Source organism: Vreelandella zhaodongensis (assembly GCF_013415115.1).
In the GTDB taxonomy this organism is placed as follows: domain Bacteria; phylum Pseudomonadota; class Gammaproteobacteria; order Pseudomonadales; family Halomonadaceae; genus Vreelandella; species Vreelandella zhaodongensis.
On sequence record NZ_JACCDD010000002.1, the window covers coordinates 649,789 to 673,724 of the forward strand.

Genomic DNA, 23,936 nt, shown 5'->3' on the forward strand with positions numbered 1-23,936 from the left:
CTAATGTGGAATGATTTCGCTTGAGTGATAGCTGCTCTTTATTTTAAAAAATGTATCTGGTGAACCGGTAAACTTTACTACTGACTTCTCTAACCGATTTAAATTCCGTGTTTGCCAACTTCCTTTTCGGCGTAAACGGCAGCGATCTAGGTCGATTAGCCAAGGCTTGCCAGCGGGGTCGACTAAAATATTGCGGGCATTAAGATCCACATGATCAAGCCCCACCTGGTGAAAGCGTTTAATCATTACACCGACGCGTTCAAGCAAGCTGTCGTTTGCTTCGCCAGTGGCCAATAACGAAGCGAGTGCCTGGGCACCAGGAACCCTGACCGTTAGCAGGGCCGCTTCGTAAGTAGCTCCATATCGAGTGACACAGCAGCCGACAGGGCGCGGAACCGGTAGACCCTGGTCGTAAAGAGTAGCGGTTAAGCGCAGCTCGCGAAAGGCACGGGTACGCTCTTCACCCAGCCAGATATAGCGTTTTTCGCTTAGTTTGGCGACCAACCCACCGCGCCGATAAGGGCGCAGTACCCACTGTTCTTTATTGTCTGTCTCTAGGAATAAGCTACTCCCCCGTCCAGGCGCTTCGCCAACGATTAGGTTGCGTTCACGCCAATACGCCTGATGGAATAGATCTGGATGAAGTTGGTGTGACGTGGCAGCGTCACTTAAACTGTCTGCATCATATAACATCAGCCAATTTTTCTGCCGGAGTGCCGCTAAGCGCATGAAGCCCTCTCTGCCTGCTCAACCTAACCATATTGCCATTTTGCGCCTCTCCGCGTTGGGAGACGTGTGCAATCTCGTGCCCACGGTGCGGGCGTTGCAGCGCCAATGGCCGCACGCTCGCATTACCTGGATAATCGGCAAGGGGGAGCACAGTTTACTGGCGGGGCTTTCTGGGGTCGAGTTTGTTGTTTACGACAAATCTACCGGCCTTGCTGGCATGCGCGCGCTCTGGAAGGAGCTTGCGGACACTCGCTTTGATGTACTGCTGCATATGCAGCAAGCAATACGTGCAAGCGTGCTTTCGCTTGGGCTCAAAGCCAATGTACGTGTCGGTTATGACAAAGCTCGCGCCAAAGATAAGCAGCACTGGTTTGCTCAGCAGCAGCTCGTGCCACATCCAAATGCCCATGTGCTTGAGTCATTTATGGATTTCGCTCGCTTGCTGGGAGTAGAGGACGATCATCTAGAGTGGAATTTGTCGGTACCTCCTGTCGCTTATGATGAAGCGCGAGTGATTAGTGGCGATGCGCCTTATCTGGTAATTAATCCGTGTAGTAATGCGCGGCTGCGTAATTTCCGTAACTGGTCGGTGGAAGGTTATGCCAGCGTGATTGAACACGCCTGGGTGCAGCACGGTCTGAAGAGCGTATTGACCGGTGGTGGCAGTCCGCTTGAGCGTGAAGTTGGCGATCAGGTTGACGCGCTATGTCAGCCGGGTAGCGTGATTAATGCTATCGGTGGTACGTCGCTCAAAGGGGTACTGGCGCTGATCGGTAATGCCCGAGCGGTTATCGCGCCTGATACAGGGCCTGCGCATATGGGTAACGCCATGGGGACACCGACGCTTGGTCTCTACGCCACAACGAACCCACAACGTGCAGCGCCCTATTGTTGGCGCGATTTTGCAGTAAATGCTTACCCCGATGCGGTGCGTATGTATTTGAATAAGTCAGTAGACGACGTTAGCTGGGGACAGCGGGTGCGCCATGCTGATGCCATGGATTTGATTAAGGCCGACGACGTGATTGCTAAGCTAGATGCGCTGCTGGCGTATACCGCGGCGCAGCCAACAACAGGACCTTCGGATGAAAGTTGATTTAACCGCCCTAGAGCATGCTCGTGTACTGGTGGTGGGGGATGTCATGCTTGACCGCTACTGGCATGGTGGCACGTCGCGCATTTCACCAGAAGCACCGGTACCGGTGGTACGGGTAGATGAAGCCGACGACCGCCCTGGTGGCGCGGCAAACGTGGCACTGAACGTAGCCTCGCTAGGCGGTCATGCCGCTTTGGCGGGGGTAGTCGGTGAGGACGAAAACGCCGAGCTGCTGACGTCTCGCTTGATGGCCTCGAATGTAAGCACTTACTTCCAGCGAAGCCCAGAGGTACCAACGATTACCAAGCTGCGTGTGATGAGCCGTAATCAACAGCTGCTGCGCCTTGATTTTGAACAGCGCCTCGATGGGGTCGACACTCAAGCTCTGCTGGAACAGGTCGAAAAAGCGCTGCCAGCGTGCGATGTGATGGTTCTTTCCGACTATGGTAAAGGGACGCTGAATCAGGTGGAGAAGCTGATTCAGATGGCCCGTGCTCACGGCAAGCGGGTGCTGGTTGACCCGAAAGGCCAGGATTTTCGCAAGTACCATGGGGCGAGTTTGATTACGCCTAATTTAACCGAATTTGAAGCGGTTGTTGGCCACTGTATTAACGATGATGTACTTGCCCAGCGTGGTGAAACGCTGCGCGCTGAGCTTGAGTTAGAAGCGCTATTGATCACCCGCAGTGAAAAAGGCATGACCCTGATCCGAGAAGGCCATGCGCCGCTACATTTACCCACCCGAGCCCAGGAAGTATTCGACGTAACCGGCGCTGGCGATACCGTGATTGGCCTGATGGGACTTGCGCTGGCCTCAGGTCATGCGCTGCCTGAAGCAATGATGCTGGCCAACCTGGGGGCAGGCTTGGTGGTCGCCAAGCCGGGAACGGCGACGCTCTCGATCGCTGAACTCTACACTGCGCTACACGGCGACAAGCTGGCTGAGTTTGGGGTGATTGACCAGGTTCCGCTGGTCGATGCTGTGCGCGCTGCCCAGCTGCGCGGCGAGCGCGTGGTGATGACCAATGGCTGCTTTGATATTCTCCATGCAGGACACGTGGCCTATTTAGAGCAGGCCAAACGCCTGGGCGACCGTCTTATCGTTGCGGTAAATGACGATGCCTCGATAGGCCGTTTGAAAGGCCCCAAACGGCCAATAAACCCGCTTAACCGTCGTATGCAGGTGCTGGCAGGGTTAGGCGCTGTCGATTGGGTCGTACCCTTTAGTGATGATACTCCCCAAGCGCTAATTGAAGCCGTTTTACCGGATATTTTGGTGAAAGGTGGCGATTACCGCCCTGAAGATATTGCCGGTGGTGAAGCCGTTATCGCCAACGGTGGTGACGTTAAAGTATTGGGCTTTGAAGATGGTGTATCGACTACCGCAATGATCAGCTCGATTTTGGATCGTGAGGGTTAATGGCGTCGCCGACTTGGCCGCGTCTGGTCTATTCAGCGGCGCTCTATGTGTTGTCTCCGCTGATTTTATGGCGTATTTGGCGAGAGCAAGTACTTACTTACCCCCGCTTGCAGCGGTTTGGTATGCACCTGGGGGCGCTTCCTCCAGCGCCACGAATTTGGTTGCACTGTGCCTCGGTGGGGGAAGTGCGCGCTGCGCGTCCGCTGATAGAAGGTTTGCTGGCGCGCTACCCTCATCACAGCCTGTTGCTTACCACCATGACCGCGACTGGAGCCCAGCAAGTTCAGGCGTTCATCGGTGAACAAGCTGCGCCTGACCAAGTAAGGCTCGCTCACTGCTTTTTACCTTTGGATTTTCCTGGGGCGGCCAAACGCTTTATTGCCCGCGTTCAGCCCACCCTTACCATTTTGTTTGAAACCGAGCTGTGGCCCAACCTACTGCACGCCTGCCACCAGCAAGCGGTGCCTGTGGCGGTGGTGAATGGGCGGCTATCGCCGCGAGCCTTTGCACGTTACCAGCGCCTGCGTCCGCTAATGGCGAGTGCTTTGGCTAACGTTACCTGGTTAGCGGCTAAATCTGTGGCAGACGCTGAGCGCTTTCAAGCCTTAGGATGTCGCGCAGAAGTAACCCATGTCGTGGGCTCGTTAAAATTTGAGATGCCTTGTCAGGAAAGAAGTCTGGAGGAGGGTGAGTACTTACTTCAGGAGTGGGGTGCGCGCCCTGTGTGGGTGGCGGGTTCCACCCGTGAAGGAGAAGAGGCGCTGCTCTTAGAGGCTCATCGCCAGCTGTTGAAGCGGTTTCCAGAAGCATTACTGGTATTGGTGCCGCGACACCCCCAGCGCTTCGATGACGTGGCCAGCCTGTGTGCCCAGGACGACTGGACAATTAGCCGCCGCAGCCAGCAGCAGGCCGTCACACCACAAACGCAGATATACCTGGGGGACACGCTAGGGGAGCTGGCAATGCTGTATGCAGCAGGCCGTGTGGCCTATGTCGGGGGCAGTTTGGTGCCGTTCGGCGGCCACAACGTGCTGGAACCTGCTGCGTTGGGTAAGCCGGTACTCTGCGGCCCTTCGCTTGAGAATTTTAGCGATGTAGCTGAGCCGCTGTTGGCGGCAGGCGCATTAAGCGTGGTGGAAACACCTGATGCCTTGGCTGATGCGCTAGTCGAGTTATTGGCAAACCCACAGAATGCTCAGCACATTGGGCATACTGGGCGAGATGTTGTTGAGACCCACCGAGGAGCGCTGGCGCGCACGCTAGATGGGCTCAGCCAGTGGCTAACGTAAGGCTGTACGCTCAACACCGTTCTCTGTACTCAGCAGCAGTACATCAGCACCGCGTTGAGCAAATAACCCATTTGTTACCACGCCTACAATGGCATTAATACGTGCTTCCATGGACGCTGGATCGTCGATCATAAAATCAAAGCAGTCGATAATCTGGTTTCCATTATCGGTGACGACACCTTGGCGATAGACAGGGTCTGCGCCTAGCTTGACCAATTCCCGAGCGACGTAGGAGCGCGCCATGGGAATTACTTCTACCGGTAGAGGGAAGTTGCCTAATTGAGCAACGTATTTAGAACCATCGGCAATGCAAATAAAACGCTTAGCACAGGCCGCGACAATTTTTTCTCGGGTGAGTGCTGCGCCACCCCCTTTAATCATTTGTAAGTTAGCGTTCACTTCGTCTGCACCATCGATATAAAAAGGCACATCGCCAACACTGTTCAGCTCGAACACCTCGATACCTAGCGCCTGTAAGCGCTTGGCACTGGCTTCTGAACTGGCAACGGCGCCTTTAAAACGCTCGCTCAGCGGCGCTAGGCGGTCAATAAACAGGTTGGCTGTTGAGCCTGTACCAATGCCTAGCACGGTGTTTTTTTCTAGGTGGGGTTCGATTTCTTTAATCGCAGCGTCTGCTACGGCTGCTTTCAATTCATCTTGGGTCATCATATTTTCCAGCATCAGGGGTTGGCAGTGCTCCCTAGTATAACGGCCTTAGCGCCCACTGCCGATGGAAACGCCGCTAGACGACGCTAGGCGTAATCTGCTACCAATAAGGGCTTTGCTCGCACCCCGTCAGGGTCACGTTATTTTTCTGGGATTCCCGCATGCTCGAAGCAACCGTCAAAAAGATCCTCCAAGCCCGCGTTTATGAAGCCGCTTGTGAGACTCCTATTTCCCCCGCTCCCTTTTTGTCGCGTCGTTTCAATAACCAAATTTTGATTAAGCGCGAAGACCTTCAGCCAGTGTTTTCTTTTAAGATTCGTGGCGCCTACAACAAAATGGCCCAGTTATCTGAAGAGCAGAAGGCCAAGGGCGTGATTGCGGCATCGGCAGGAAATCACGCCCAGGGGCTGGCCATGGCCGCCAAGCTCATGGGCGTTAAAGCGGTCATTGTGATGCCGCGTATTACGCCCGATATCAAGGTTCAGGCAGTGCGTGCCCGGGGTGCGAAGGTTATTTTGAGAGGTGATGCATTTGCCGCTGCCGCCGAACATGCCCAGGAATTGATAAAAGAGCACGGCTATACCTATATCCCACCGTTTGATGATATCGATGTGGTAGCGGGTCAGGGCACCATCGGTGTGGAGATTCTTCGCCAACACGGTGGCCGATTGGACGCTATTTTTATCCCCGTCGGTGGTGGCGGTTTAATTGCAGGCGTGGCGGCTTATGTGAAATATCTGCGCCCGGATATCAAAATCATCGCCGTAGAAGCCGAAGACAGCGCTTGCCTTAAAGCAGCATTAGAAGCGGGTGAGCGGGTCGTGCTGGATCAGGTCGGTGTCTTTGCAGAAGGGGTGGCTGTCGCACAAATTGGTGAAGTCCCATTTTCATTGGTGCGTGACTTAATCGACGACGTTATCACGGTGAATACCGATGAGATGTGCGCCGCAGTGAAAGATATTTTTGAGGATACCCGCGCCGTGGCGGAAACATCCGGCGCGCTTTCATTGGCGGGTCTAAAAAAGTACGTCCAACAAACGGGTGCAGAAGGCGAGACGCTGCTATGCATTAACTCCGGCGCGAATACTAATTTTGATCGCTTGCAGCATATTGCGGAACGCACCGAGTTAGGGGAGCAACGCGAAGCGATTTTAGCAGTGACCATTGAAGAAAATCCGGGGAGCTTTAAAAAGTTTTGCCGCACATTAGGTAAGCGCATGGTCACCGAGTTCAGCTACCGCTATGCAGATAACAGCGAAGCGCATATTTTTGTTGGCGTGCAAGTCAAACCCGGCGGGGAAGATCGCCAGGCGGTGATTGATAAGCTCCGTGAAGCTGGCTATCAGGTTGAAGATTTAACCGATAATGAGTTGGCAAAGCTGCATATTCGTCATCTAAGCGGTGGCCGACCCAGTGAACGTTTTGAAGAAGAGCTCTACCGTTTTGAGTTCCCTGAACGCCCTGGTGCACTAATGAACTTTTTAACCAAGTTGCCCCATGACTGGAATATTTCACTGTTCCACTACCGAAATCATGGTGCTGCTTACGGCCGAGTGCTGGTCGGTATGCAAGTGCCTAGCAGCGATCGCACTCATGTCGCTGAGTATTTAGATGCTATTGGTTACCGTTACTGGCGGGAGAGCGATAACCCAGCGTATCGGCTTTTCATGGCCTAGATAAAAGTAAGTGCTTACCAACCTGAAATGTCAGAGCAGCTAGGAAATGTTAATTAATCGATACGTTTAATGGAGCGTTAAAAATAGTGCTGAAAGCAGTTGTCAGATGCCCTCTAATGGTCCTATAGTCGTGAGCGAATTTAGGAGGTGTGTCATCTCGTCAAAGGTAGCGCTTGAAAAATAGCGCCTAGATGACGCACTAAGGTGTTTGGCAACTGTGAAAGACGTTGGAGAAGAGGCATGCGGCGGAAAAAGCCTGATATGGTGATGGCGCTAACGGTGGTGTTCTTACTCGGAGTACTGGCCACTGGATATGCGCAAGCGCTTTCGGGAAGTTAACTTACCACGTGGATAAGTAACGCTTTTGAGCGTGGACGCTGTACTTAGCTTTTGAACGGGTTGATCACACTGATCAGCCCGTTTTCGTTGGTCGAATAACCATTGTGTCACTGACCACCATGCCTAGCGGAATATCCCAAGGCTCGACAGGCAGCGTAGCCACTTGTTGGCAGGCGTGAGCAACGCCAATCAACGTTGGTGCCGGCCCTTGGTAACGCATAAAAGCAAGGCTTCGATCATAGAAGCCGCCTCCCATGCCCATGCGGTTTGCTTGCTGATCAAACCCCACAAGCGGAACAATAAGCGTGTCTAGCGCCCAGGCAGGCAGGCGATTTCGCCTATCGGCGGCAAACCGTGAGCAGGGTTCTGCGATGCCAAACCGGTTTTTCACCATGGGGGTAGACTCGCGGTAGGCAACAAACCAAAGGCAATTAGCCGAAAATGGGCGCAATACAGGTAAGTAAATACTTACTTTGCGTTGACGTAGCCAAGGTAGTAATGGCGTGGGATCAATTTCTCCATTAACCGGCAAGTAAAGGCTGATACGTTTGGATCGTTGAATTTCAGGTAGCTGTTTCAAGCGCTGGCACAGGGTGATAGCGGCTTGTTTTTGCTGGCTTGGGGAGAGTGTGCGGCGTCTACGCCTAAGTTCTCGGCGCAGCGCAGTTTTATCGCCGAGTGTGCTGCAATCTGCAGTGTCGTTCATAACGAGCTACTCGTGACGAGATAACTAAAACTAAGTGTTCCCCAGAATGCCGCTGCCGTTCTGGCCCTGAACCTACTGGTTCAGGTGGGTGGCCGCAGCCAAACCGTCAGGCTTTCCGACGCACGGACATGCACACGGGTTTGGCTAGCATTTGGCCCCCTGGGTACTGCGCATAGGCTCGAGGGACTATAACGACTGGCGTACACCCCAGAGAACAGGGCTATCCTAACAGAGCCAGTACTAATGCCAAAGGGCTGTCAGCAGGTTCTTATGGTTCTTTGTGCTGAGGTGTGCCTGCCAGTGCTCGTTCAAGCCGATCATTGAGACGGCTTAAGTTTGCTTCACTCGCGCGGTGCTCATCCAGTACCTCAAGTAGCTCATGCGTGATATTCAGAGCTGCCATCACTGCCACTCGCTCGCTACCAAGGGTGTTACTTTGGGCATTAATGCCTTGCATAGCGCGGTCTAAATAGCGAGCAGCGCGTTCCAGCTTGGCTTCTTCGCCGGTGTCGCAAGCAATCATGTAGCTGCGACCCAGTAGGGTAATTTCTTTGGTTGGCCGCTTCGCGTTACTCATCAAAGACTCCAGCACAGGTCATTTTCTTGACCAATGCGTTAACATCACTGCATAGGAAGGATAGTTGGCGTTCACTATAAGAGAGCGCCTTATGTGGGGTCAACGCGTAGGCGCAAGCACGGTGTTATTCCTGCTATGTTTCGACGTCCTTTTTTGACACTCTGCTTCGACGCATTCATTTCCCTTATTTGTATAGCGAGCAATGACCATGTCCCTTATCAACGAGCGCCAGGATTTTTCTGACGTCGCGGATGTTTTTCTTCTTCACGGCAGTATGCAGTCCCCAGCTTTTTTGGATGGCCGCCTCTGCGCCCTATTAGCGCTGCGCGATATAACGGCTGAAAACTGGCTGGAAGAGGTATGCCTAAGTCTGGGGGTCGAGCAGCCCCGAGACTCGCCGAGCGCTGAACGCTTACTGGGATGGCGGCGTCAAACCCTTGATGCATTGAGCGCCAGCGACCTGAATTATGCGCCGCTGCTACCCGACGAACTTTTTTCCCTTGCGGAACAAGCCCAGGGGCTAAAAGAGTGGACGCTAGGCTTTATGGAAGTGGTTGAAGAAGTGACCGACGAGTCGCTACGTGAGCGCTGGTCTCAGACCCTGCAAGAAGCCATTGATGACCTGGCGGGCCTTGGGCAAATCGAAACGGACATCGACGATAGCCCTGAAAACGAGAATGACTTGTTTGCACTGACAGAGCATGTCCGTATGGCGGCCATGCTGCTCTACACTGAGCAGCATCCTGGTAAGCCTCAGGTCGAGCAAGCTGACGCCCCCGTTCATTAACTTTTAGGAGTTGTTATGTTGCCTGAGCCACTACCTCGGCCTGCTGCTATTACCCCTGAGGAGTATCTTCAGCGACGTGAAGCGCTTATTGCGCAGCTGCCCGCCACTGCAGCGCTGATCGTGCCTGGCGCAACCCTAGTAACGCGCTCCCACGATAGCGAGTATGCGTTTCGCCAGCAGAGTGATTTTTACTACCTGACTGGTATCCAAGAGCCAGACGCATTGCTGGTTCTGTTGCCTGGTCGTGAGGCAGGGCAAAGCGTGGTGTTTTGCCAAGACCGTGACGCGACCATGGAAGCCTGGACGGGTAGGCGCCTAGGCGCTCAGGGCGTTGAGTCACAACACGGCATTGATCAAGCATTTGAAAACGCCCAGCGGGACGAGCTGCTGCCTGGTCTACTTGAGGGGCGCGAGTTGCTTTACGCGCCGCTGGATAACCCCGAGGCCATTAGTATTGCGGAAGAGGCACTAACTCACGCTCAGGCCGGCCTGCGCAGGGGTAAGCCAGCGCTAAAAGGATGGTTGGATAGCCGTCCGCTAATTCATGAGATGCGCGTGGTCAAAAGTGCGGGTGAGATCGCACTGCTCCGGCATGCGGCGGCTATTTCAGCCAAGGCACATATCCGCGCGATGCGTACCTGCCGGGCAGGATTAAGCGAGTATCAGCTGCAAGCGGAGTTGGAGCATGAGTTCGCTTGGCAAGGCGCCAGTGGGCCGGCCTACAGCACCATTGTTGGTAGTGGCGTTAACGCTTGCGTATTGCACTATATTGAAAACAGCGATGAGCTGAAGGCTGATACGCTGGTATTGATTGACGCTGGCGCGGAGTTTGATCTCTACGCTGGGGACATTACCCGCACGTTTCCAGTTAGTGGTCAGTTCAATGACGCTCAGCGGGCGCTTTACCAAGTGGTGTTGGGCGCCCAAGAGCGTGCTGTACAGGCGGTTAAGCCTGGAGCCACGCTGGGGGATATCCATCAAGGTGTGGTACGTGACTTAACGTCAGGACTGATCGCTCTTGGGTTGTTGGAGGGCGATGAACAGGCGCGTATTGACGACGAGAGCTACCGACGCTTCTACCTACACTCGACGTCACATTGGCTGGGTCTAGATGTTCATGATGTGGGGGCTTACCGCATAAATGAAGAGACGCCGCGCCCGCTTGAAGATGGCATGGTGGTCACCGTTGAGCCTGGCCTCTATATCCCTAATGACGATGATATCCCTGAGGCCTATCGCGGTATAGGTATTCGTATTGAGGACGATGTTGTTGTGACCTGTGATGGTCATGAGGTGCTTACCTCGGCAGTACCAAAGCAGATTGCTGATATAGAGCAATTAATGGCTAATAAATAACCAGTAAAATTATCCAGATTATTAATTATGTAATTTACATTACGAAATTACGATCTGTGTGGTTTGTGCTTAATCAGTAGGAGATGCCAATGCACGGGGCTCAGCAGGCAATAAAGAGCCAACAGAAACAGGCACTTACCTACGATATCGTGATCGTAGGTGGCGGCCTGGTGGGTGCCAGCTTGGGGTGTGCGTTGGCCCCGCTTATTGAGCGGCACGGCTGGCGTGTGGCGATTATTGAGTCTACCGCTTTGCCTGAAAACGCAGAGGATGTGTCGTGGCAACCAAGCTTTGATGCGCGGGCCAGCGCCATTGCCGAAGGGTCTGCTCAACGTTTTCGCCAGTTGGGTGTGTGGGATGCGATGCGCCATGAAGCGACGCCTATTGAGCGTATTCATATTAGTGAGCGTGGGCGTTTGGGTGCCGCGCGCCTCAGTGCCCAAGAGCTAGGTGTTGCCGCATTGGGTCATGTGATTCCGAATGCCTGGATGGGCCGTGTGTTGCATCAGCATTTACAGCAGTTGCCTATTGAGTGGTACTGCCCTGCGACGGTGGCAAAAATGACGCCGCAGGAGGGTGGCCATCACCTCTTGCTGTCAGATGATAGCGAGCTTATGGCATCGCTCACCATACTGGCAGATGGTGGACGCTCCGGACTGAAAGAGCAGCTAGGGATTAACAGCCGTCGCCGCTCTTATGAGCAAACTGCGGTGATCGCTCACGTGGGGGTCAGCCAGCCCCATCAGGGAGTTGCCTATGAACGCTTTACGGCAGAAGGGCCGATTGCATTGCTGCCGCTGCCAGGGCAAGCCATGGAGCTGGTCTGGACCCATGCCAGCGGTACCGAGCAAGCGCGCTTGGCGCTTTCCGACCAGGCGTTCTTGCGCCAGCTGCAAACTGCCTTTGGCGATCGAGTCGGGCGCTTTACCCGCGTGGGTCAGCGTTTCAGCTACCCGCTTTCCCTGGTGACTGCTGAGGAGCCGGTTCGGCCAGGGTTGGCGGTGCTGGGTAATGCTGCCCATGCGCTGCACCCAGTAGCGGGTCAGGGATTCAACCTCGCGCTACGCTCAGTGATGGATCTGGTCGAGGAGTTAGCGCAGGGTGCCCAGAACCAACACACCCTGGGCGATATGGAAACGCTGCTTGCTTTTGAGCGACGTCGTGCCCAAGACCGCTCCAATGTGATTCGGTTTAGTGATGGTCTGGTACGGTTATTTGGTTATTCGCTGCCTTTATTACCCCATGCTCGAGCCGCTGGGTTAATTGGGCTCAACCTGGTTGGACCACTGCGCCGAGGTTTGGCGCGTCGGGCAATGGGGCTGGAGCGCTGATAAAAAAAGTAGCTGCTGACTCAGCAAAGCAACTAAGGGAACGTGATGAAAACGCAAACAGCGGCGAAAAATGCGCCGGTTGAACGTTTCGACGCAGTGATTGTTGGAGCGGGCATGGTAGGGGTTGCGCTGGCAGGGTTGCTTGCCAACGCAGGCCTGGAAGTGGCGCTGGTAGAAGCCAAATCAGAGCCGCTCAAGTTAGACACCCTTGGTGACCACCCGCCTGCTCCCAGGGTAAGTGCCCTGACACCGGTTTCACAGCGACTGCTTACTCATCTGGGTGCTTGGTCCGAGATGGCAGCTGTGCGAGTAACCGCCTACCGCTATATGCACGTATGGGATGCGGAGGGGAGCGGTAGTATTCATTTTTCCGCTGATGAGGCGGGCGCGCCAGTGCTCGGCCATATTGTGGAAAACGATGTAACGTTGGCGGCGCTCAATGAGCGGGTGCTCGGGCTGCCTAGTGTTAGTACGTACTTTGGTGTTGGCGTAGATGCCTTGCAAACCTCGGATAACGGACGTTGGCTGGTGCTGAAGGATGGGCGTCAGCTGCACACACCGTTATTAATTGCTGCAGATGGTGCACACTCCACCTTGCGAGAGCTTGCCGGGATTTCGGTGGCTGAAGAATCGATGGAGCAGGAAGCTGTCGTGACCACCGTGAGGTGTGAAAAATCCCATGGAAGTACGGCTCGTCAGGCTTTTATCGACGGGCGCCCACTGGCTTTTTTACCGCTAACGGTGAATGGCGATGACCGTTACTGCTCGGTTGTCTGGTCGACCACGCCTGAACACGCAAATGAACTCACCACGCTTTCTTCTGATGCGTTGGGTCACACTCTCAGTGATGCCCTTGGCCACCGCCTGGGTCAAGTGAACGCGGTGGACTCGGCCTATCGCTTTCCACTGGTACAGCGCCATGCCGCCCACTACGTGCAGCCCAACTTTGCACTGGTGGGTGATGCTGCCCATAGCATTCACCCGCTCGCGGGGCAGGGGGTTAACCTGGGCTTTATGGATGCAGCGGTGTTAGCTGAGGAGGTGATTAACGCATGGCAGCGAGGTGCACCCTGGGGAGCGCTCACGACGCTGACTCGCTATGAGAGGCGTAGGCGTTTTGATAACAGCGCCATGCTGGGGCTGATGAAAGGGTTTAAAGTGTTATTTGGTAGCCAAGTGCCCGCACTGACGCTAGCGCGTAATATGGGGATGAGCGGGATGAATCAGTTGGTGCCGCTAAAGCGAATAGTCATGCGGCAGGCGATCGGAGAGCGAGGGCGCCTGCCGCAGACATGTCGTTAACGGCGGCGGCGGTCAACCACGTTGAGAGCCTTGAGGAGATTAAGCGCTTCGCTGAGCTGGTAATCGTCTCGTAGCCGCTGCGACATGGCAGCTCGCTCTCGTGGTGTTGCGCCTTGATTACCCAAGTGGCCGTCGAGATCTGATTCGCGGACTTCCCGGCGATCCTCGGCAACCTCCAGGCGGCCACGCACGACTTCTACATCGGGCTCAATGCCCTGGGCCTGGATAGAGCGACCGTTAGGCGTGTAGTACAGAGCGGTCGTTAGCTTTAGGCCTTCACCGTTGCCAAGCGGCATGATCTGTTGCACCGAGCCTTTACCAAAACTTTCAGTACCCATGATGACGCCGCGGCGTTGATCCTGCAGGGCACCGGCGACGATCTCTGCCGCTGAGGCGCTGCCACTGTTAATCAATACAACGAGCGGCACATCGCCGGCGGCGGTATCGGGTGATGCTGAAAACGACATCTCTGTATCGGCAATCCGCCCTTCGGTGTAGACGATGAGCCCCTCATCTAAAAATAAGTCGGCAATGCCAACTGCCGCTTGCAACACGCCACCAGGGTTATTACGCAAGTCGAGGATCAGCCCTTCAAGCGGCTGCTCACGCGCCATTCTATTTAATGCCTGGCGTGCTTGCTCAGGGGTGCGAGACTGGAACTGGCTAACACGCAGGTAGCCGTAGCCAGGCTCTAATAATTCGTGTCGGACACTTTCGCTACGAATCACCTCTCGGGTCAGCGTAAACTCTCGTGGCGAGTCCTCCCCAGCACGCAGGATAGAAAGGCGCATTTGGCTGCCGGGCTCTCCGCGCATCAGGTTGACCGCTTCTTGTAACGACATACTATCGGTAGGCGTGCCATCAATGGCAACAATGATGTCCCTCGACAGTAAGCCTGCCCTTGCAGCGGGTGTGTCGTCGATAGGCGTCACCACCATCAACTGACCATTTTCTTTGCCAACTTCGATACCGATGCCGCCAAACTCACCCTGCGTGGACTCTCTTAGGCTCTTATACTCCTCTTCATCTAAGTAGGCAGAGTGTGGGTCTAGTTCGCTCAGCATGCCGCGCATGGCGTTGCGTAGTAGTGTACGGTCGTCGACCTCTTCAACATAGCCGCGCTTGATACGCTCAAACACCTCGGCAAACGTCTGGATCTCTTCGAGCGGAAGGTCATCGGCAACGCTATTCGTTGGCTGAGCCAATAGGGGAAGTGGAGCCGACAGTAGCGCAAACGGAAGCAGGGTAGCCAATAACCGCTTGGCAGGGGCCGATACCTTGGTAACAGAAAGCGTCATGCAGACTCCGCTATGCGAGGGGCAGCGTGTGGTGGCGCTGCGCTAATTGATACGTTGAATTGTAAATTCATATGAGCCAGCTTATCCCGTCAGCGGCGTGCAATCCAACGTTGCGGGTTAATTGGCTGACCACCACGCCTCACTTCGAAGTAAAGAGCAGAGCGTGACTGGCCGCCGCTGTTGCCAACGCGGCCGATTTCAGCACCACGATTTACCTGTTGACCAGGCCGAGCGCTAAACTGCTGTAAGTGGGCATAAAGGGTCATAATTTGGTCGCCGTGGTCAATGATCAGCAGATTGCCAAAGCCGCGTATCCAGTCAGCAAATACCACGCGACCACTATGCACAGCCGTCACTGAGCTGCCGGAGTCTGCTTGAATCACAATGCCATTATAGTGGACGCCGTCTCGACGTTGGAATGTTGCCGTGATGGAGCCTTGTACTGGCCAGGGTAGGTCGCCCTGGGTGCGGGTGATGTGCGTGCTGGGCGTGGGCTCAGCTAAACGTGCTAGCTCCGCCTGAATGGCGCGTAGCTGCTGCTCAGCTTGCTCGCGGCTCTGGTTAAGATCGGCTAGGCGGTCAGCTTCGCTACCGTAGCGGTCATCCAGCGTATCCACAACGCCACGACGCTCTTCAGTACGGCGCGCCAACAGTCTACTCTGCGCATCTAGTTCATCACCTAGTGCATCCAGCCGTGTTTGACGCTCACCAAGTGCCTGCTCGGTGTCAGCTAGGGCTGTATCCAGACGGCCAATATCGTCAAGGCGCCGTTGACGTGCCTGGGCGAGCCTATTCAGGTATGCCTGCATGCGGTCTAGTTCGGCGGGGTCGCTTTGGTTCAGCAATAATTTAAGCTGAGGCGTTGGCCCCAGCCGATAAAGGGCTGCCAACTGTTGGCCTAGCGCAGCATACTGGGCGTCACGCTCGCCTTGTAGACGCTCGCGGTGCTGTTGGAGTTGATCCATCTCATCGGCCAGTTGGCGGCGTTCAGATTGCAGTTGGTCTAGGCGCTGGTGAGTCTGAGCAAGCTCCGTTTCCACTTTACGCAGCTCGCGTTCGGCGCTGTCACGCGCTTGCTCCGTCTCACGGAGGCGCTGAGCCATGGAGTCAATTTCCTGGCCAATCGTATCTAGCTGCTGGCGCGCTGCCTGTTCATCTTGCTGGGCAACACTTGCTGGCGCATAACCAAGTGCCAGCATGAGTGCGGTAGCTAACGTTCGCCGAATAAGCATTAATCGAAATTAATCAGTGGTTTCCCCGTCATCGCATCGGGAATGGATTGGCTCATCATGGTTAACAGCGTCGGTGCTAAATCGCACAAGCGTCCGTCCTCCAAGCTGCCTGCTCGCTCGCCTACGTAAATCAGCGGCACCATAAAGGTGGTGTGGGCTGTTTGCGGGGCGCCGGTTTCTGGGTGCACCATCTGCTCGGCATTACCGTGGTCGGCAGTAATTAGGCAAGCGCCACCGACTCTCTCAATGGCGTCCACCACGCGACCCACGCAGGTATCGACAGTCTCAATCGCTTTTACCGCAGCGTTGAAATCACCAGTGTGGCCAACCATGTCGCCGTTGGCATAGTTGCATACCATCAAATCAAAATGACCGCTGTCGATGGCCTCGACTAGATGATCGGTGATCTCAAAGGCACTCATCTCAGGTTTTTCGTCGTAAGTTTTAACATCACGGGGTGAGGGCACTAAAATGCGCTTTTCGCCCTCGTACTCGGACTCATTACCTCCCGAAAAGAAAAAGGTGACGTGTGGGTACTTCTCAGTTTCGGCAATGCGCAGCTGCGTTAAGCCGCGCTGAGCGACGACTTCACCTAGGGTGTCGTTGAGGTCAGATGGTGGAAAGGCGGCAGGTGCTGGGATGTCAGCAGCGTACTGAGTCATCATGACTAAGCCATCGCCAGCCAGTGTTGGGCACACCCGGCGCTCAAAACCGTTGAAGTTAGGCTCAGCGAAGGCACGGGTTAGCTCACGGGCACGGTCAGAGCGGAAGTTAAGGAAAATAGCCGCATCGCCATCTTGCAAGGTCATCGCTTTGTCGTTGACTGGCACATTGCTGGCGGCCACGAATTCGTCAGTTTCGCCGCGCTGGTAAGCATCGCGTAGTGCGGTTTCCGCGCTGGAGGCGATAAAATCTGCGTGGCCGTCGGTCAGCAGGCGGTAGGCTTTCTCTACGCGCTCCCAGCGGTTATCGCGGTCCATTGCATAAAAGCGGCCAATCACTGAGGCAACAAAGCCGTTATCAGCGCCAACCAACTCCGCCAGACGGGCGTTGGCTCGCTCGATCGAACGTAGCGCACTTTGCGGCGGCATATCGCGGCCATCCAAAAACGCATGTACAAAAATACGCTGTGCGCCGCGGCGGGCGGCCAGTTCAGCCATGGCAATAAAGTGATCTTCGTGGCTGTGTACGCCGCCAGGAGAAAGCAAACCAAGCAAGTGAACGGCGCGGCCATTGGCAACGGCTTCGTCGATGGGCTTGGTCAGTACCTCATTGGTATCCAAATCGCCGTCTTCGATCGCCTTGGTGATGCGGGTGAAGTCCTGGTACACAATGCGTCCGGCACCAATGTTCATATGGCCTACTTCGGAATTACCCATCTGCCCGTCAGGGAGGCCCACATGGCGGCCATCGGTGTGCACAAAGGCATGAGGGCGGTTGGCCCACAGCTTGTCCATGTTGGGCGTATTGGCAGCGGCCACCGCGTTGTGAGCGCTATCGGGGTTGTGGCCGTAGCCATCTAGAATGATCAGCGCCACAGGGCGCGGTGCAGTTGTAGCCATGAAAAACCTCGTTATGTTGGTCAGCTAAAGCGACGTGAGGTGCTGTTTGAAACGCGGGTGAAGGCTGCTCAAGCCGTTTTCAGACAACACCTTATAATCGGGGTCGCGACGCGCGCGCGCATGGGGCATCATAACGCAGGCAGCCGTTGGTCGTCATGGCCTGCGCGGTATGCCGTGTGACGTGTATACTTGTCGCGTTTCTGGAGGCGGCTAGGCCGCTTTTTTCTGCATAGACCAAGAGATTGTGTTCGCGATGATCGATCAGCTGTTCGAATTCGTAATGAACCACCCCCTACTTGTCGGGGCGTTTTTGCTGGTATTAATAGCATGGGTGGCGTACGAAGCGCGCAGTGCCGCCACTAATGCCGTGACTTCAACCCAGGCTACTCAGCTTATCAACCGTGAAGACGCGGTGGTACTGGATATCCGTGAAAGCAAAGACTTCAAAGCCGGGCATATTGCAGGGGCACGCAATATTCCCCAAAGCAGCCTCGACAGCCGCATGAGTGAACTGGAGAAAGTAAAAAGCCAGCCGATCATCGTGGTATGTAAGCATGGCCAGAGCTCTGGCGCTGCCCAGTCAAAGCTTGCTAAAGCAGGTTTTGAGCGTGCCAACAAGCTTAAAGGCGGTATGGTGCAGTGGCAGGCGGATGGCCTTCCGGTGGTGAAAAAGTAATTACGCAGAAATTAATTAAGCTGTATGCGCAGGCGCGCATCTTTTTTATTGGATAAACAATTAGGAGTATCCCGATGGCGGAAGATAACAACACCCCGCAGGCAGCTGCCGCAGAAGGCGAAAAACCTCAGCTGAAATTCTCTTTACAGCGCATCTACGTAAAAGACATTTCGTTTGAAGCGCCGAACTCTCCTTCCGTATTCAAGCAGGCGTTTAAGCCGAAGGTAAACCTGGACCTGAATACGACTAGCCAGAAAGTGGCTGACGATCAGTACGAAGTGGTTGTTAAGGTGACGGCTCAGGTCAACGATAGTGAAACCGGCACGACGTCGTTCCTTGCTGAAGTAGAGCAAGCGGGCCTGTTCCGTATTTCTGGTATCGAAGGTGCACAGCTGGAACAAACCCTGGGTGCGTTCTGCCCCAACTTGCTGTTCCCCTATGCCCGTGAGTGCATTGATAATCTCGTCAATCGTGGCGGTTTCCCGCCGTTAATGCTGGCGCCGGTGAACTTTGAAGCCATGTACGCCCAGCGCAAGCAGCGTGAAGCGCAAGAAGCTCAGCAAGCCGCTGAGAATACGCACTAAGCTATGTCGGAAACGTTGCACGCCGCTGACTGGTTTGCGCTACACGGCAAGATGCCCCGCCTTTATGTGCCCGCTGAGTTTTCAGTGGGCGCAATATTAACGCTGCCCGAAGGCCCTGCGCGACACGTGACTCGGGTGCTGCGGATGGGGGTGGGTGCGCCTCTGGTGCTGTTTGATGGCCATGGCCAAGAGGCAGGAGTATGCCTAGCTGAGGTGGGGCGCAAGCACACCACCGTGGCTATTGAGGCTATCTGGCAAGGCAGCGGTGAGTCACCGCTAGCCGTGCACCTTGGCCAAGCGATCTCGAAAGGCGACCGAATGGATTACGCCATTCAAAAAGCCGTGGAACTGGGCGTTGCAGCGATTACCCCGCTCTATACCGAGCGGGGCGATGTGCGCCTTAAAGGGGATCGCGAAGAGAAAAAGCTGGCTCACTGGCAGGCTGTTGCGGCTAGCGCTTGTGAGCAGAGTGGGCGCGCGGTTGTCCCGCCTGTCTATCCTCCAAAAACGCTTGATAATTGGTTAGCCGAGCGACACGAACCGCTACGTTTGATGCTGCATTTGGCTACCGGTAATGCGTTTGATCGGCAAGACAACCCTGCTTCTGTCGCCTTGCTTATTGGCCCAGAGGGTGGCTTAAGCGATGTGGATATTAATGCTGCCGTTGCGGGCGGCTTTACACCGCTGACGCTCGGGCCAAGAGTATTGCGCACCGAAACGGCGCCTGTTGTTGCACTAACACTGCTGCAGCACCACTTCGGTGATGTGTAAGTACTCACTTTTAAACACTCATTTTTAAGTGCTCGCTGGTAGGTGCTCGCTTTTAAGAGCTCATTATTTAAGACTTTCTTTTTAAGAACTTATTTTTAGGGGCTTTCGAAAGTAAGTGCTTACTGACTGGTTGCTGCCCTGTTAAGCGGCAGCAACCGCTATTTATGCGCTGTCGAATTGACTGATAATGGCTGCGCTTTGCCTTGCGTTCGCAAGGCACCATAATGAAGATCTACTTTCTGTAAGGACGGTACCCATGGTCCGTGAGTCACACTCTTCTCCCCGCTCAGCTAGCGACGCCGCTGCCCAACTGGGTGACGTGGCCTATTTAACCGTGACGGCGGTTAATAGCACGGGGGCGTTTCTGCAATGGGGGCAGCCCAAAGATGTACTGCTGCCTTATAGCGAGCAGCGCTTTCGCCCCGACCCCGGTAAGCGAGTACTGGTCATGCTGTACAGCGATGACCAGGGGCGGCCAGTGGCTACCATGCGCCTGGATCGTTTTTTAACAGACGACGCCTGGGCGCTGGAAAAAGGTGATGAAGTGGCCGTGGTGGTGGCCGACCGCACCGACCTTGGGATGAAAGTCGTGGTTAATCACCGCTATTGGGGGTTGATCTATCAAGATGATATTACCCAACCGCTGCGCCGCGGGCAGTCGCTGAAAGGCTATGTAAAGCAGCGTCGCGAAGACGGCCGAGTTGATATCTGTTTACTACCTCCGGGGGTGGCACGTCTAGATGTAGTGGGCGATAAAGTGCTGCAGGCGTTGCGTGAAAGTGGGGGGTATCTCGCGTTGGGTGATAAAAGCTCTGCACATGATATTAAGACGCGACTAGGTGTTAGCAAAAGCGCTTATAAGCAGGCCATAGGGCGGCTTTATAAACAGCAGTTAATCACGCTGGAACCTGGCGCTATCCGGCTTGTGCCTGGTGCGTTAACAGATGGGCAAGGCGAGTAGCCACTAGCGGCGGTTGGAGCTGTGCAGGCAGTGCGGCATACTGCTTACCTATTGTTTATGTATGGATGTTACCCCGATGAGCCAATCAACGTTGCATCTCGGTGTGGTGATGGATCCCATCAGCGACATCGCTTACAAGAAAGATACCACCATGGCGATGCTGTGGGCGGCGCAGGAGCGCGGCTACACGCTGCACTACATGGAACAAGAAGATCTTTTCTTGAACGCGGGGCAGGCGTATGCGCGTATGCGCCCGCTAACGGTGCATCGCGACCCAAATCATTGGTACGACCTTGGTGAAGCGGCTCAGCGCCCGCTGGTGGAACTAGATGTTGTGTTAATGCGTAAAGATCCGCCGGTAGATGCTGACTTTACTAATGCGGTTCATCTCTTGGGGTTTGCTGAACGCGAAGGCGTGTTGGTGGTCAACCCAACGGCTGCTTTGCTCCAGTGTAATGAAAAATTGTTTGCCCAACAGTTTCCCCAGTGCTGCGCGCCCACCGTTGTTGCCAGTCGTGATGATGTTCTGCGTGCTTTCCACGCGGAGCACGGTGATGTGATTTTCAAGCCGCTTGATGGTATGGGTGGCACCGGTATTTTTCATATTGGCCCCGATGGCCGCAATATTGGTGCGGTGATTGAGCAGTTGACGCTGCGCGGCCAGCGACAAATCATGGCGCAACGTTACCTATCCGAGATCAAGGATGGCGATACGCGCATCTTACTGGTTGACGGTGAACCCGTGCCCTATGGGTTGGCGCGGATTCCCTCGGCGGGTGAAACCCGAGGTAACCTCGCAGCGGGCGGTCGTGGCGTTAGTCGCGAGCTCACCGAGCGCGATCACTGGTTGATTCAGCAGGTGCAGCCCATGATTCGTGAAAAAGGACTAATGTTCGTTGGTTTAGATGTGATTGGTGACTACATCACTGAAATTAACGTCACCAGCCCCACCTGTGTACGTGAAATTGATGATCAGCGCGGCACGAACATTGCTGGAATGCTGCTGGATGCCATTGAGCGTCGCCTTCACTAACCGATGCCGTTGAACGTTCTATTCGCCAAATAACGCGAGGCTCGCTGAGTGTTCAGCGAGCCGTAGGAGACGCATGCAAAGTTTTAAGCATCACTTTTTGATGGCCATGCCGCACTTGGAAGACCCCAACTTCGCGGGTAGCTTGATCTATCTTTGCGACCATGATCACAATGGTTGCATGGGGGTCATTGCCAATCGCCCGCTTGAAATCACGCTGGACGCGTTGTTTGAGCAGCTCTCACTAGGGGGAGATGACAGCCCGCATCGCAACGCGCCGGTCTATTATGGCGGCCCTATGCATAAGGATCGTGGCTTCATTCTGCATATCGGTGATAGCCAGGAGTGGGACTCCAGTGTTCAGGTGGAGGACGGTATTGCGCTCACCACTTCCATGGATATTCTTCAGGCGCTTGCCGACGATACCGGCCCCGAGGATTTTCTGGTGTGCCTAGGCTGCGCTGGCTGGGATGTTGGACAGCTGGAAGATGAGCTAAAAGAGAACACCTGGTTGACCGTCGAAGGCCAGGGCAGCGTCTTGTTCAGTACCCCGCCCGCGGAGCGTTTAGCCGCTGCCGCTGGCATACTTGGCGTTGATCTAAACCTGATGACTCGCAACGCGGGGCATGCGTGATGGTTAAATGGCATGGCTGATAGTGGGCAACGGCTAATACTCGCGTTTGATTTTGGTACTCGGCGTATTGGCGTCGCGGTAGGTAACGAGTTGCTGAATAGTGCACGCGAGCTAACGCCGCTAACCGCTCGCGACGGCATTCCTGACTGGAACGTTGTTACACGGTTAGTCGAGGAGTGGCAGCCTGACCTGTTTGTGGTCGGCCTGCCGCTGAATATGGATGGTACTGAATCAGCGATGAGCACGCGGGCACGAAAGTTCGGTAACCGCCTGCACGGGCGTTATGGCAAGCCCTGTGAAATGGTTGACGAGCGTGGTTCTACTCGCGAAGCGAAGCAGATCGCCCATGCCGCGGGCCACCGTGGCAACTACCGAGAAGAAAGCGTCGATGGCATTGCTGCCGTGCTGATTCTAGAAGGGTGGTTTGCCCACCAGGAAGGGCTTCCCGGCGGGCGGATAGCTCACTAAGACGCTCGTTCTACTAGCCGCTACGCTTAACTAAAGCGCTAGATTCAACTAAGAGCTGGGCGCTACTAAAACGTCATGTGCATTAGTGGTCTAATGTTCCGACTTGCCCAGGCACAAACCAGCGCACTGGTCGCAGGTCTTTCTCGATCAGTTCATCTACCTTTAATAGTGTGGCAAAAATAGCCATACGCATCGGTATCCCGTTATCGGTTTGGCGGAAAATCGCCAAACGTGGGTCACCGTTAAGGTTCACGTTTAGGTCATTAGCGCCTGGGCGGCTATCACGGGGTAGTGGGTGCATGACAATGGTGCTCTGGCTGCAGCGCTGATCAAGAAAGTCACGATTAACCATAAAGTCATCAGAAAGCCCCTGAAAACTCTCGTTCATTTCATCGGTAAAACGCTCTTTCTGGATACGCGTGGTGTACACCACGTCTAGATCTGAGAAGTCGCTGGCGAGTGAGTCGCGTTGCTCGACGCGGTGCCCACGCGATGTCACTAGGTCAATCAGCGCGGTTGGCATTTCCAGGCCCGGCGGTGATACCAGGGTGATGCGCAGTGGATCATAGAGAGACAGTAACTTGATTAGCGAATGTACCGTACGGCCATACTTCAAATCGCCGGTGAGTAGGATATGCGCGCCGTTGAGTGATTTGCCCAGCCGCTGAAACTCTTTATCAATCGTATAAAGATCAAGCAGTGCCTGGCTTGGGTGTTCACCTGGGCCATCCCCACCGTTAATTACCGGCACATTGGTGGCGGCCGCGAACTCCGCTACCGATCCTTGATCGGGATGGCGCATGACAATCGCATCGCAATAACCACTCATCACTCGGCTGGTATCGTACAGCGACTCACCTTTGGCCATAGAAGAGAAGGTAAAACCGGTGGTGTCACACACGCTTCCTCCTAAGCGGCAAAACGCGGCATTGAAGCTCACGCGTGTGCGTGTACTTGCTTCAAAGAACAAATTACCAAGCACAGCACCTTCCAGCACCCGGGTAACTTGGCGGCGACTGGCAATAGGTTCCATACGCGCCGCAACGCGTAGAAGGTGGTCAACGCTTTCGCGCTGTAATGAATCGACAGTTAATAGATGCTGGCTCATCACGGACCTCAAAATGAAGTGGGCGTTGGGTGCTATAAAGCTTGAGTAAGTGTAACCGTCAATGGAGTGCCGTCGAAGCGCTTTCAAACGCAAAACGGTTTGCCTTAAAACTTTTTTGCATTTATCTATAAATAGCCCTTGCCAAGACGGCAGCGAATCCGTAAAGTACGCATCCGCTGCCGGGGACGCACAGCGTTACCAGTGGTGATTGAAGGTGAAAACCTTCGGTTTGTCAGGAAGTTAAGAGAGTTTAAAAGAAAGCAACGTTATCTCGCTTTCTTAACGCACTCGCTTCACTCACTCAAAACAGTGATTGACAAACACCAGGAAATGCGTAG

The 23,936-nt window shown here is 54.7% G+C and carries 23 protein-coding genes and 1 other RNA gene; 15 read left to right on the top strand and 9 right to left on the bottom strand.

The genetic code is table 11. From position 1 onward, the window contains the following. Positions 1-729: a 3-deoxy-D-manno-octulosonic acid kinase gene (locus HZS79_RS06355; RefSeq protein WP_179927346.1), complete on the bottom strand. Its 729-nt coding sequence runs from the start codon at positions 727-729 to the stop codon at positions 1-3. Here HZS79_RS06355 and HZS79_RS06360 point away from each other — a divergent pair. From HZS79_RS06360 to waaA, 3 genes are read left to right on the top strand one after another with little or no spacing between them, the layout of a single operon-like run. Further along, entirely contained in the window at positions 728-1,825 is a 1,098-nt protein-coding gene (locus HZS79_RS06360) for a glycosyltransferase family 9 protein (RefSeq protein WP_179927347.1), read from the top strand. The genes HZS79_RS06355 and HZS79_RS06360 overlap by 2 nt on opposite strands. Further along, entirely contained in the window at positions 1,815-3,245 is a 1,431-nt protein-coding gene (hldE, locus tag HZS79_RS06365; protein WP_162219930.1) for a bifunctional D-glycero-beta-D-manno-heptose-7-phosphate kinase/D-glycero-beta-D-manno-heptose 1-phosphate adenylyltransferase HldE, read from the top strand. Before HZS79_RS06360 ends, hldE begins: the two co-directional genes overlap by 11 nt. Then, positions 3,245-4,534 (top strand): lipid IV(A) 3-deoxy-D-manno-octulosonic acid transferase, encoded by a 1,290-nt coding sequence (gene waaA / locus HZS79_RS06370; protein WP_179927348.1) that lies wholly within the window; start codon positions 3,245-3,247, stop codon positions 4,532-4,534. Before hldE ends, waaA begins: the two co-directional genes overlap by 1 nt. Here the strand turns inward: waaA and rpiA are convergent. Continuing rightward, positions 4,526-5,200, bottom strand: a complete 675-nt coding sequence (gene rpiA, locus HZS79_RS06375) for a ribose-5-phosphate isomerase RpiA (RefSeq protein WP_179927349.1) — start codon at positions 5,198-5,200, stop codon at positions 4,526-4,528. The genes waaA and rpiA overlap by 9 nt on opposite strands. Before the next feature lie 161 nt (positions 5,201-5,361). Here rpiA and ilvA point away from each other — a divergent pair, with 161 nt between their 5' ends. Next, complete coding sequence (ilvA, locus tag HZS79_RS06380) at positions 5,362-6,876, top strand: threonine ammonia-lyase, biosynthetic (protein ID WP_162219927.1); 1,515 nt, start codon at positions 5,362-5,364, stop codon at positions 6,874-6,876. 412 nt (positions 6,877-7,288) lie between these two features. Here the strand turns inward: ilvA and HZS79_RS06385 are convergent, their stop codons facing one another. The 3 genes from HZS79_RS06385 to HZS79_RS06395 form a co-directional block, all read right to left on the bottom strand. Next, on the bottom strand, positions 7,289-7,921 hold the full coding sequence (locus tag HZS79_RS06385) for a 5-formyltetrahydrofolate cyclo-ligase (protein ID WP_162219926.1): 633 nt from the start codon (positions 7,919-7,921) through the stop codon (positions 7,289-7,291). 34 nt (positions 7,922-7,955) lie between these two features. Further along, a non-coding RNA gene (ssrS, locus tag HZS79_RS06390) (6S RNA) lies at positions 7,956-8,138 on the bottom strand. Positions 8,139-8,189: 51 nt separating this feature from the next. Continuing rightward, entirely contained in the window at positions 8,190-8,498 is a 309-nt protein-coding gene (locus HZS79_RS06395) for a cell division protein ZapA (protein WP_162219925.1), read from the bottom strand. 208 nt (positions 8,499-8,706) lie between these two features. Between HZS79_RS06395 and HZS79_RS06400 the strand changes: the two genes are divergently transcribed. The 4 genes from HZS79_RS06400 (at position 8,707) to HZS79_RS06415 (ending at position 13,274) form a co-directional block, all read left to right on the top strand. Further along, the gene (locus HZS79_RS06400; RefSeq protein WP_179927350.1) at positions 8,707-9,285 is read left to right on the top strand and encodes a UPF0149 family protein; all 579 of its coding nucleotides are present in this window, start codon (positions 8,707-8,709) and stop codon (positions 9,283-9,285) included. 15 nt (positions 9,286-9,300) lie between these two features. Further along, the gene (gene pepP, locus HZS79_RS06405; RefSeq protein ID WP_179927351.1) at positions 9,301-10,641 is read left to right on the top strand and encodes a Xaa-Pro aminopeptidase; all 1,341 of its coding nucleotides are present in this window, start codon (positions 9,301-9,303) and stop codon (positions 10,639-10,641) included. Positions 10,642-10,730: 89 nt separating this feature from the next. Beyond that, complete coding sequence (ubiH, locus tag HZS79_RS06410) at positions 10,731-11,972, top strand: 2-octaprenyl-6-methoxyphenyl hydroxylase (protein WP_162219922.1); 1,242 nt, start codon at positions 10,731-10,733, stop codon at positions 11,970-11,972. Positions 11,973-12,017: 45 nt separating this feature from the next. Then, complete coding sequence (locus HZS79_RS06415; protein WP_179927352.1) at positions 12,018-13,274, top strand: UbiH/UbiF/VisC/COQ6 family ubiquinone biosynthesis hydroxylase; 1,257 nt, start codon at positions 12,018-12,020, stop codon at positions 13,272-13,274. Here HZS79_RS06415 and HZS79_RS06420 read toward each other — a convergent pair. From HZS79_RS06420 to gpmI, 3 genes are all read right to left on the bottom strand, one after another. Then, complete coding sequence (locus HZS79_RS06420; RefSeq protein WP_162219920.1) at positions 13,271-14,572, bottom strand: S41 family peptidase; 1,302 nt, start codon at positions 14,570-14,572, stop codon at positions 13,271-13,273. The genes HZS79_RS06415 and HZS79_RS06420 overlap by 4 nt on opposite strands. 89 nt (positions 14,573-14,661) lie before the next feature. Beyond that, a complete protein-coding gene (locus tag HZS79_RS06425; RefSeq protein ID WP_179927353.1) occupies positions 14,662-15,804 on the bottom strand; it encodes a murein hydrolase activator EnvC family protein in 1,143 nt (380 codons plus the stop codon). Further along, positions 15,804-17,366 (bottom strand): 2,3-bisphosphoglycerate-independent phosphoglycerate mutase, encoded by a 1,563-nt coding sequence (gpmI, locus tag HZS79_RS06430; RefSeq protein ID WP_162219918.1) that lies wholly within the window; start codon positions 17,364-17,366, stop codon positions 15,804-15,806. The genes HZS79_RS06425 and gpmI overlap by 1 nt, the downstream gene beginning before the upstream one ends. A gap of 253 nt (positions 17,367-17,619) precedes the next feature. On the opposite strand from gpmI, the gene HZS79_RS06435 reads away from it, so the two are divergent. The 7 genes from HZS79_RS06435 to ruvX all read left to right on the top strand — a co-directional run bounded on the left by HZS79_RS06435 (position 17,620) and on the right by ruvX (position 22,490). Next, positions 17,620-18,042 (top strand): rhodanese-like domain-containing protein, encoded by a 423-nt coding sequence (locus HZS79_RS06435; protein WP_162219917.1) that lies wholly within the window; start codon positions 17,620-17,622, stop codon positions 18,040-18,042. A gap of 74 nt (positions 18,043-18,116) precedes the next feature. Further along, positions 18,117-18,626, top strand: coding sequence for a protein-export chaperone SecB (gene secB / locus HZS79_RS06440; protein WP_162219916.1), 510 nt, complete (start codon positions 18,117-18,119; stop codon positions 18,624-18,626). 3 nt (positions 18,627-18,629) lie between these two features. Then, positions 18,630-19,397 carry a 16S rRNA (uracil(1498)-N(3))-methyltransferase gene (locus HZS79_RS06445; RefSeq protein WP_179927354.1) on the top strand — a complete coding sequence of 256 codons (768 nt, stop codon included), beginning with the start codon at positions 18,630-18,632 and terminating at the stop codon, positions 19,395-19,397. Between the two features lie 256 nt (positions 19,398-19,653). Further along, positions 19,654-20,358, top strand: coding sequence for a CvfB family protein (locus tag HZS79_RS06450; protein WP_009723382.1), 705 nt, complete (start codon positions 19,654-19,656; stop codon positions 20,356-20,358). Between the two features lie 76 nt (positions 20,359-20,434). After that, the gene (gene gshB / locus HZS79_RS06455) at positions 20,435-21,391 is read left to right on the top strand and encodes a glutathione synthase (RefSeq protein ID WP_162219914.1); all 957 of its coding nucleotides are present in this window, start codon (positions 20,435-20,437) and stop codon (positions 21,389-21,391) included. Between the two features lie 73 nt (positions 21,392-21,464). Next, positions 21,465-22,022 carry a YqgE/AlgH family protein gene (locus HZS79_RS06460; protein ID WP_162219913.1) on the top strand — a complete coding sequence of 186 codons (558 nt, stop codon included), beginning with the start codon at positions 21,465-21,467 and terminating at the stop codon, positions 22,020-22,022. Between the two features lie 12 nt (positions 22,023-22,034). Further along, positions 22,035-22,490 (top strand): Holliday junction resolvase RuvX, encoded by a 456-nt coding sequence (gene ruvX, locus HZS79_RS06465; protein ID WP_162219912.1) that lies wholly within the window; start codon positions 22,035-22,037, stop codon positions 22,488-22,490. Between the two features lie 82 nt (positions 22,491-22,572). Here ruvX and pyrB read toward each other — a convergent pair whose 3' ends face one another. After that, complete coding sequence (gene pyrB, locus HZS79_RS06470) at positions 22,573-23,598, bottom strand: aspartate carbamoyltransferase (protein ID WP_162219911.1); 1,026 nt, start codon at positions 23,596-23,598, stop codon at positions 22,573-22,575. Positions 23,599-23,936: the final 338 nt, after the last annotated feature.

Excerpts from the sequence above, each read along its gene's own strand:
- HZS79_RS06360 (WP_179927347.1), top strand. The coding sequence starts at position 728 with ATGAAGCCCTCTCTGCCTGCTCAACCTAACCATATTGCCATTTTGCGC.
- HZS79_RS06355 (WP_179927346.1), bottom strand. The coding sequence starts at position 729 with ATGCGCTTAGCGGCACTCCGGCAGAAAAATTGGCTGATGTTATATGAT.
- hldE (WP_162219930.1), top strand. The coding sequence starts at position 1,815 with ATGAAAGTTGATTTAACCGCCCTAGAGCATGCTCGTGTACTGGTGGTG.
- waaA (WP_179927348.1), top strand. The coding sequence starts at position 3,245 with ATGGCGTCGCCGACTTGGCCGCGTCTGGTCTATTCAGCGGCGCTCTAT.
- rpiA (WP_179927349.1), bottom strand. The coding sequence starts at position 5,200 with ATGACCCAAGATGAATTGAAAGCAGCCGTAGCAGACGCTGCGATTAAA.
- ilvA (WP_162219927.1), top strand. The coding sequence starts at position 5,362 with ATGCTCGAAGCAACCGTCAAAAAGATCCTCCAAGCCCGCGTTTATGAA.
- HZS79_RS06385 (WP_162219926.1), bottom strand. The coding sequence starts at position 7,921 with ATGAACGACACTGCAGATTGCAGCACACTCGGCGATAAAACTGCGCTG.
- HZS79_RS06395 (WP_162219925.1), bottom strand. The coding sequence starts at position 8,498 with ATGAGTAACGCGAAGCGGCCAACCAAAGAAATTACCCTACTGGGTCGC.
- HZS79_RS06400 (WP_179927350.1), top strand. The coding sequence starts at position 8,707 with ATGTCCCTTATCAACGAGCGCCAGGATTTTTCTGACGTCGCGGATGTT.
- pepP (WP_179927351.1), top strand. The coding sequence starts at position 9,301 with ATGTTGCCTGAGCCACTACCTCGGCCTGCTGCTATTACCCCTGAGGAG.
- ubiH (WP_162219922.1), top strand. The coding sequence starts at position 10,731 with ATGCACGGGGCTCAGCAGGCAATAAAGAGCCAACAGAAACAGGCACTT.
- HZS79_RS06415 (WP_179927352.1), top strand. The coding sequence starts at position 12,018 with ATGAAAACGCAAACAGCGGCGAAAAATGCGCCGGTTGAACGTTTCGAC.
- HZS79_RS06420 (WP_162219920.1), bottom strand. The coding sequence starts at position 14,572 with ATGACGCTTTCTGTTACCAAGGTATCGGCCCCTGCCAAGCGGTTATTG.
- HZS79_RS06425 (WP_179927353.1), bottom strand. The coding sequence starts at position 15,804 with ATGCTTATTCGGCGAACGTTAGCTACCGCACTCATGCTGGCACTTGGT.
- gpmI (WP_162219918.1), bottom strand. The coding sequence starts at position 17,366 with ATGGCTACAACTGCACCGCGCCCTGTGGCGCTGATCATTCTAGATGGC.
- HZS79_RS06435 (WP_162219917.1), top strand. The coding sequence starts at position 17,620 with ATGATCGATCAGCTGTTCGAATTCGTAATGAACCACCCCCTACTTGTC.
- secB (WP_162219916.1), top strand. The coding sequence starts at position 18,117 with ATGGCGGAAGATAACAACACCCCGCAGGCAGCTGCCGCAGAAGGCGAA.
- HZS79_RS06445 (WP_179927354.1), top strand. The coding sequence starts at position 18,630 with ATGTCGGAAACGTTGCACGCCGCTGACTGGTTTGCGCTACACGGCAAG.
- HZS79_RS06450 (WP_009723382.1), top strand. The coding sequence starts at position 19,654 with ATGGTCCGTGAGTCACACTCTTCTCCCCGCTCAGCTAGCGACGCCGCT.
- gshB (WP_162219914.1), top strand. The coding sequence starts at position 20,435 with ATGAGCCAATCAACGTTGCATCTCGGTGTGGTGATGGATCCCATCAGC.
- HZS79_RS06460 (WP_162219913.1), top strand. The coding sequence starts at position 21,465 with ATGCAAAGTTTTAAGCATCACTTTTTGATGGCCATGCCGCACTTGGAA.
- ruvX (WP_162219912.1), top strand. The coding sequence starts at position 22,035 with ATGGCTGATAGTGGGCAACGGCTAATACTCGCGTTTGATTTTGGTACT.
- pyrB (WP_162219911.1), bottom strand. The coding sequence starts at position 23,598 with ATGAGCCAGCATCTATTAACTGTCGATTCATTACAGCGCGAAAGCGTT.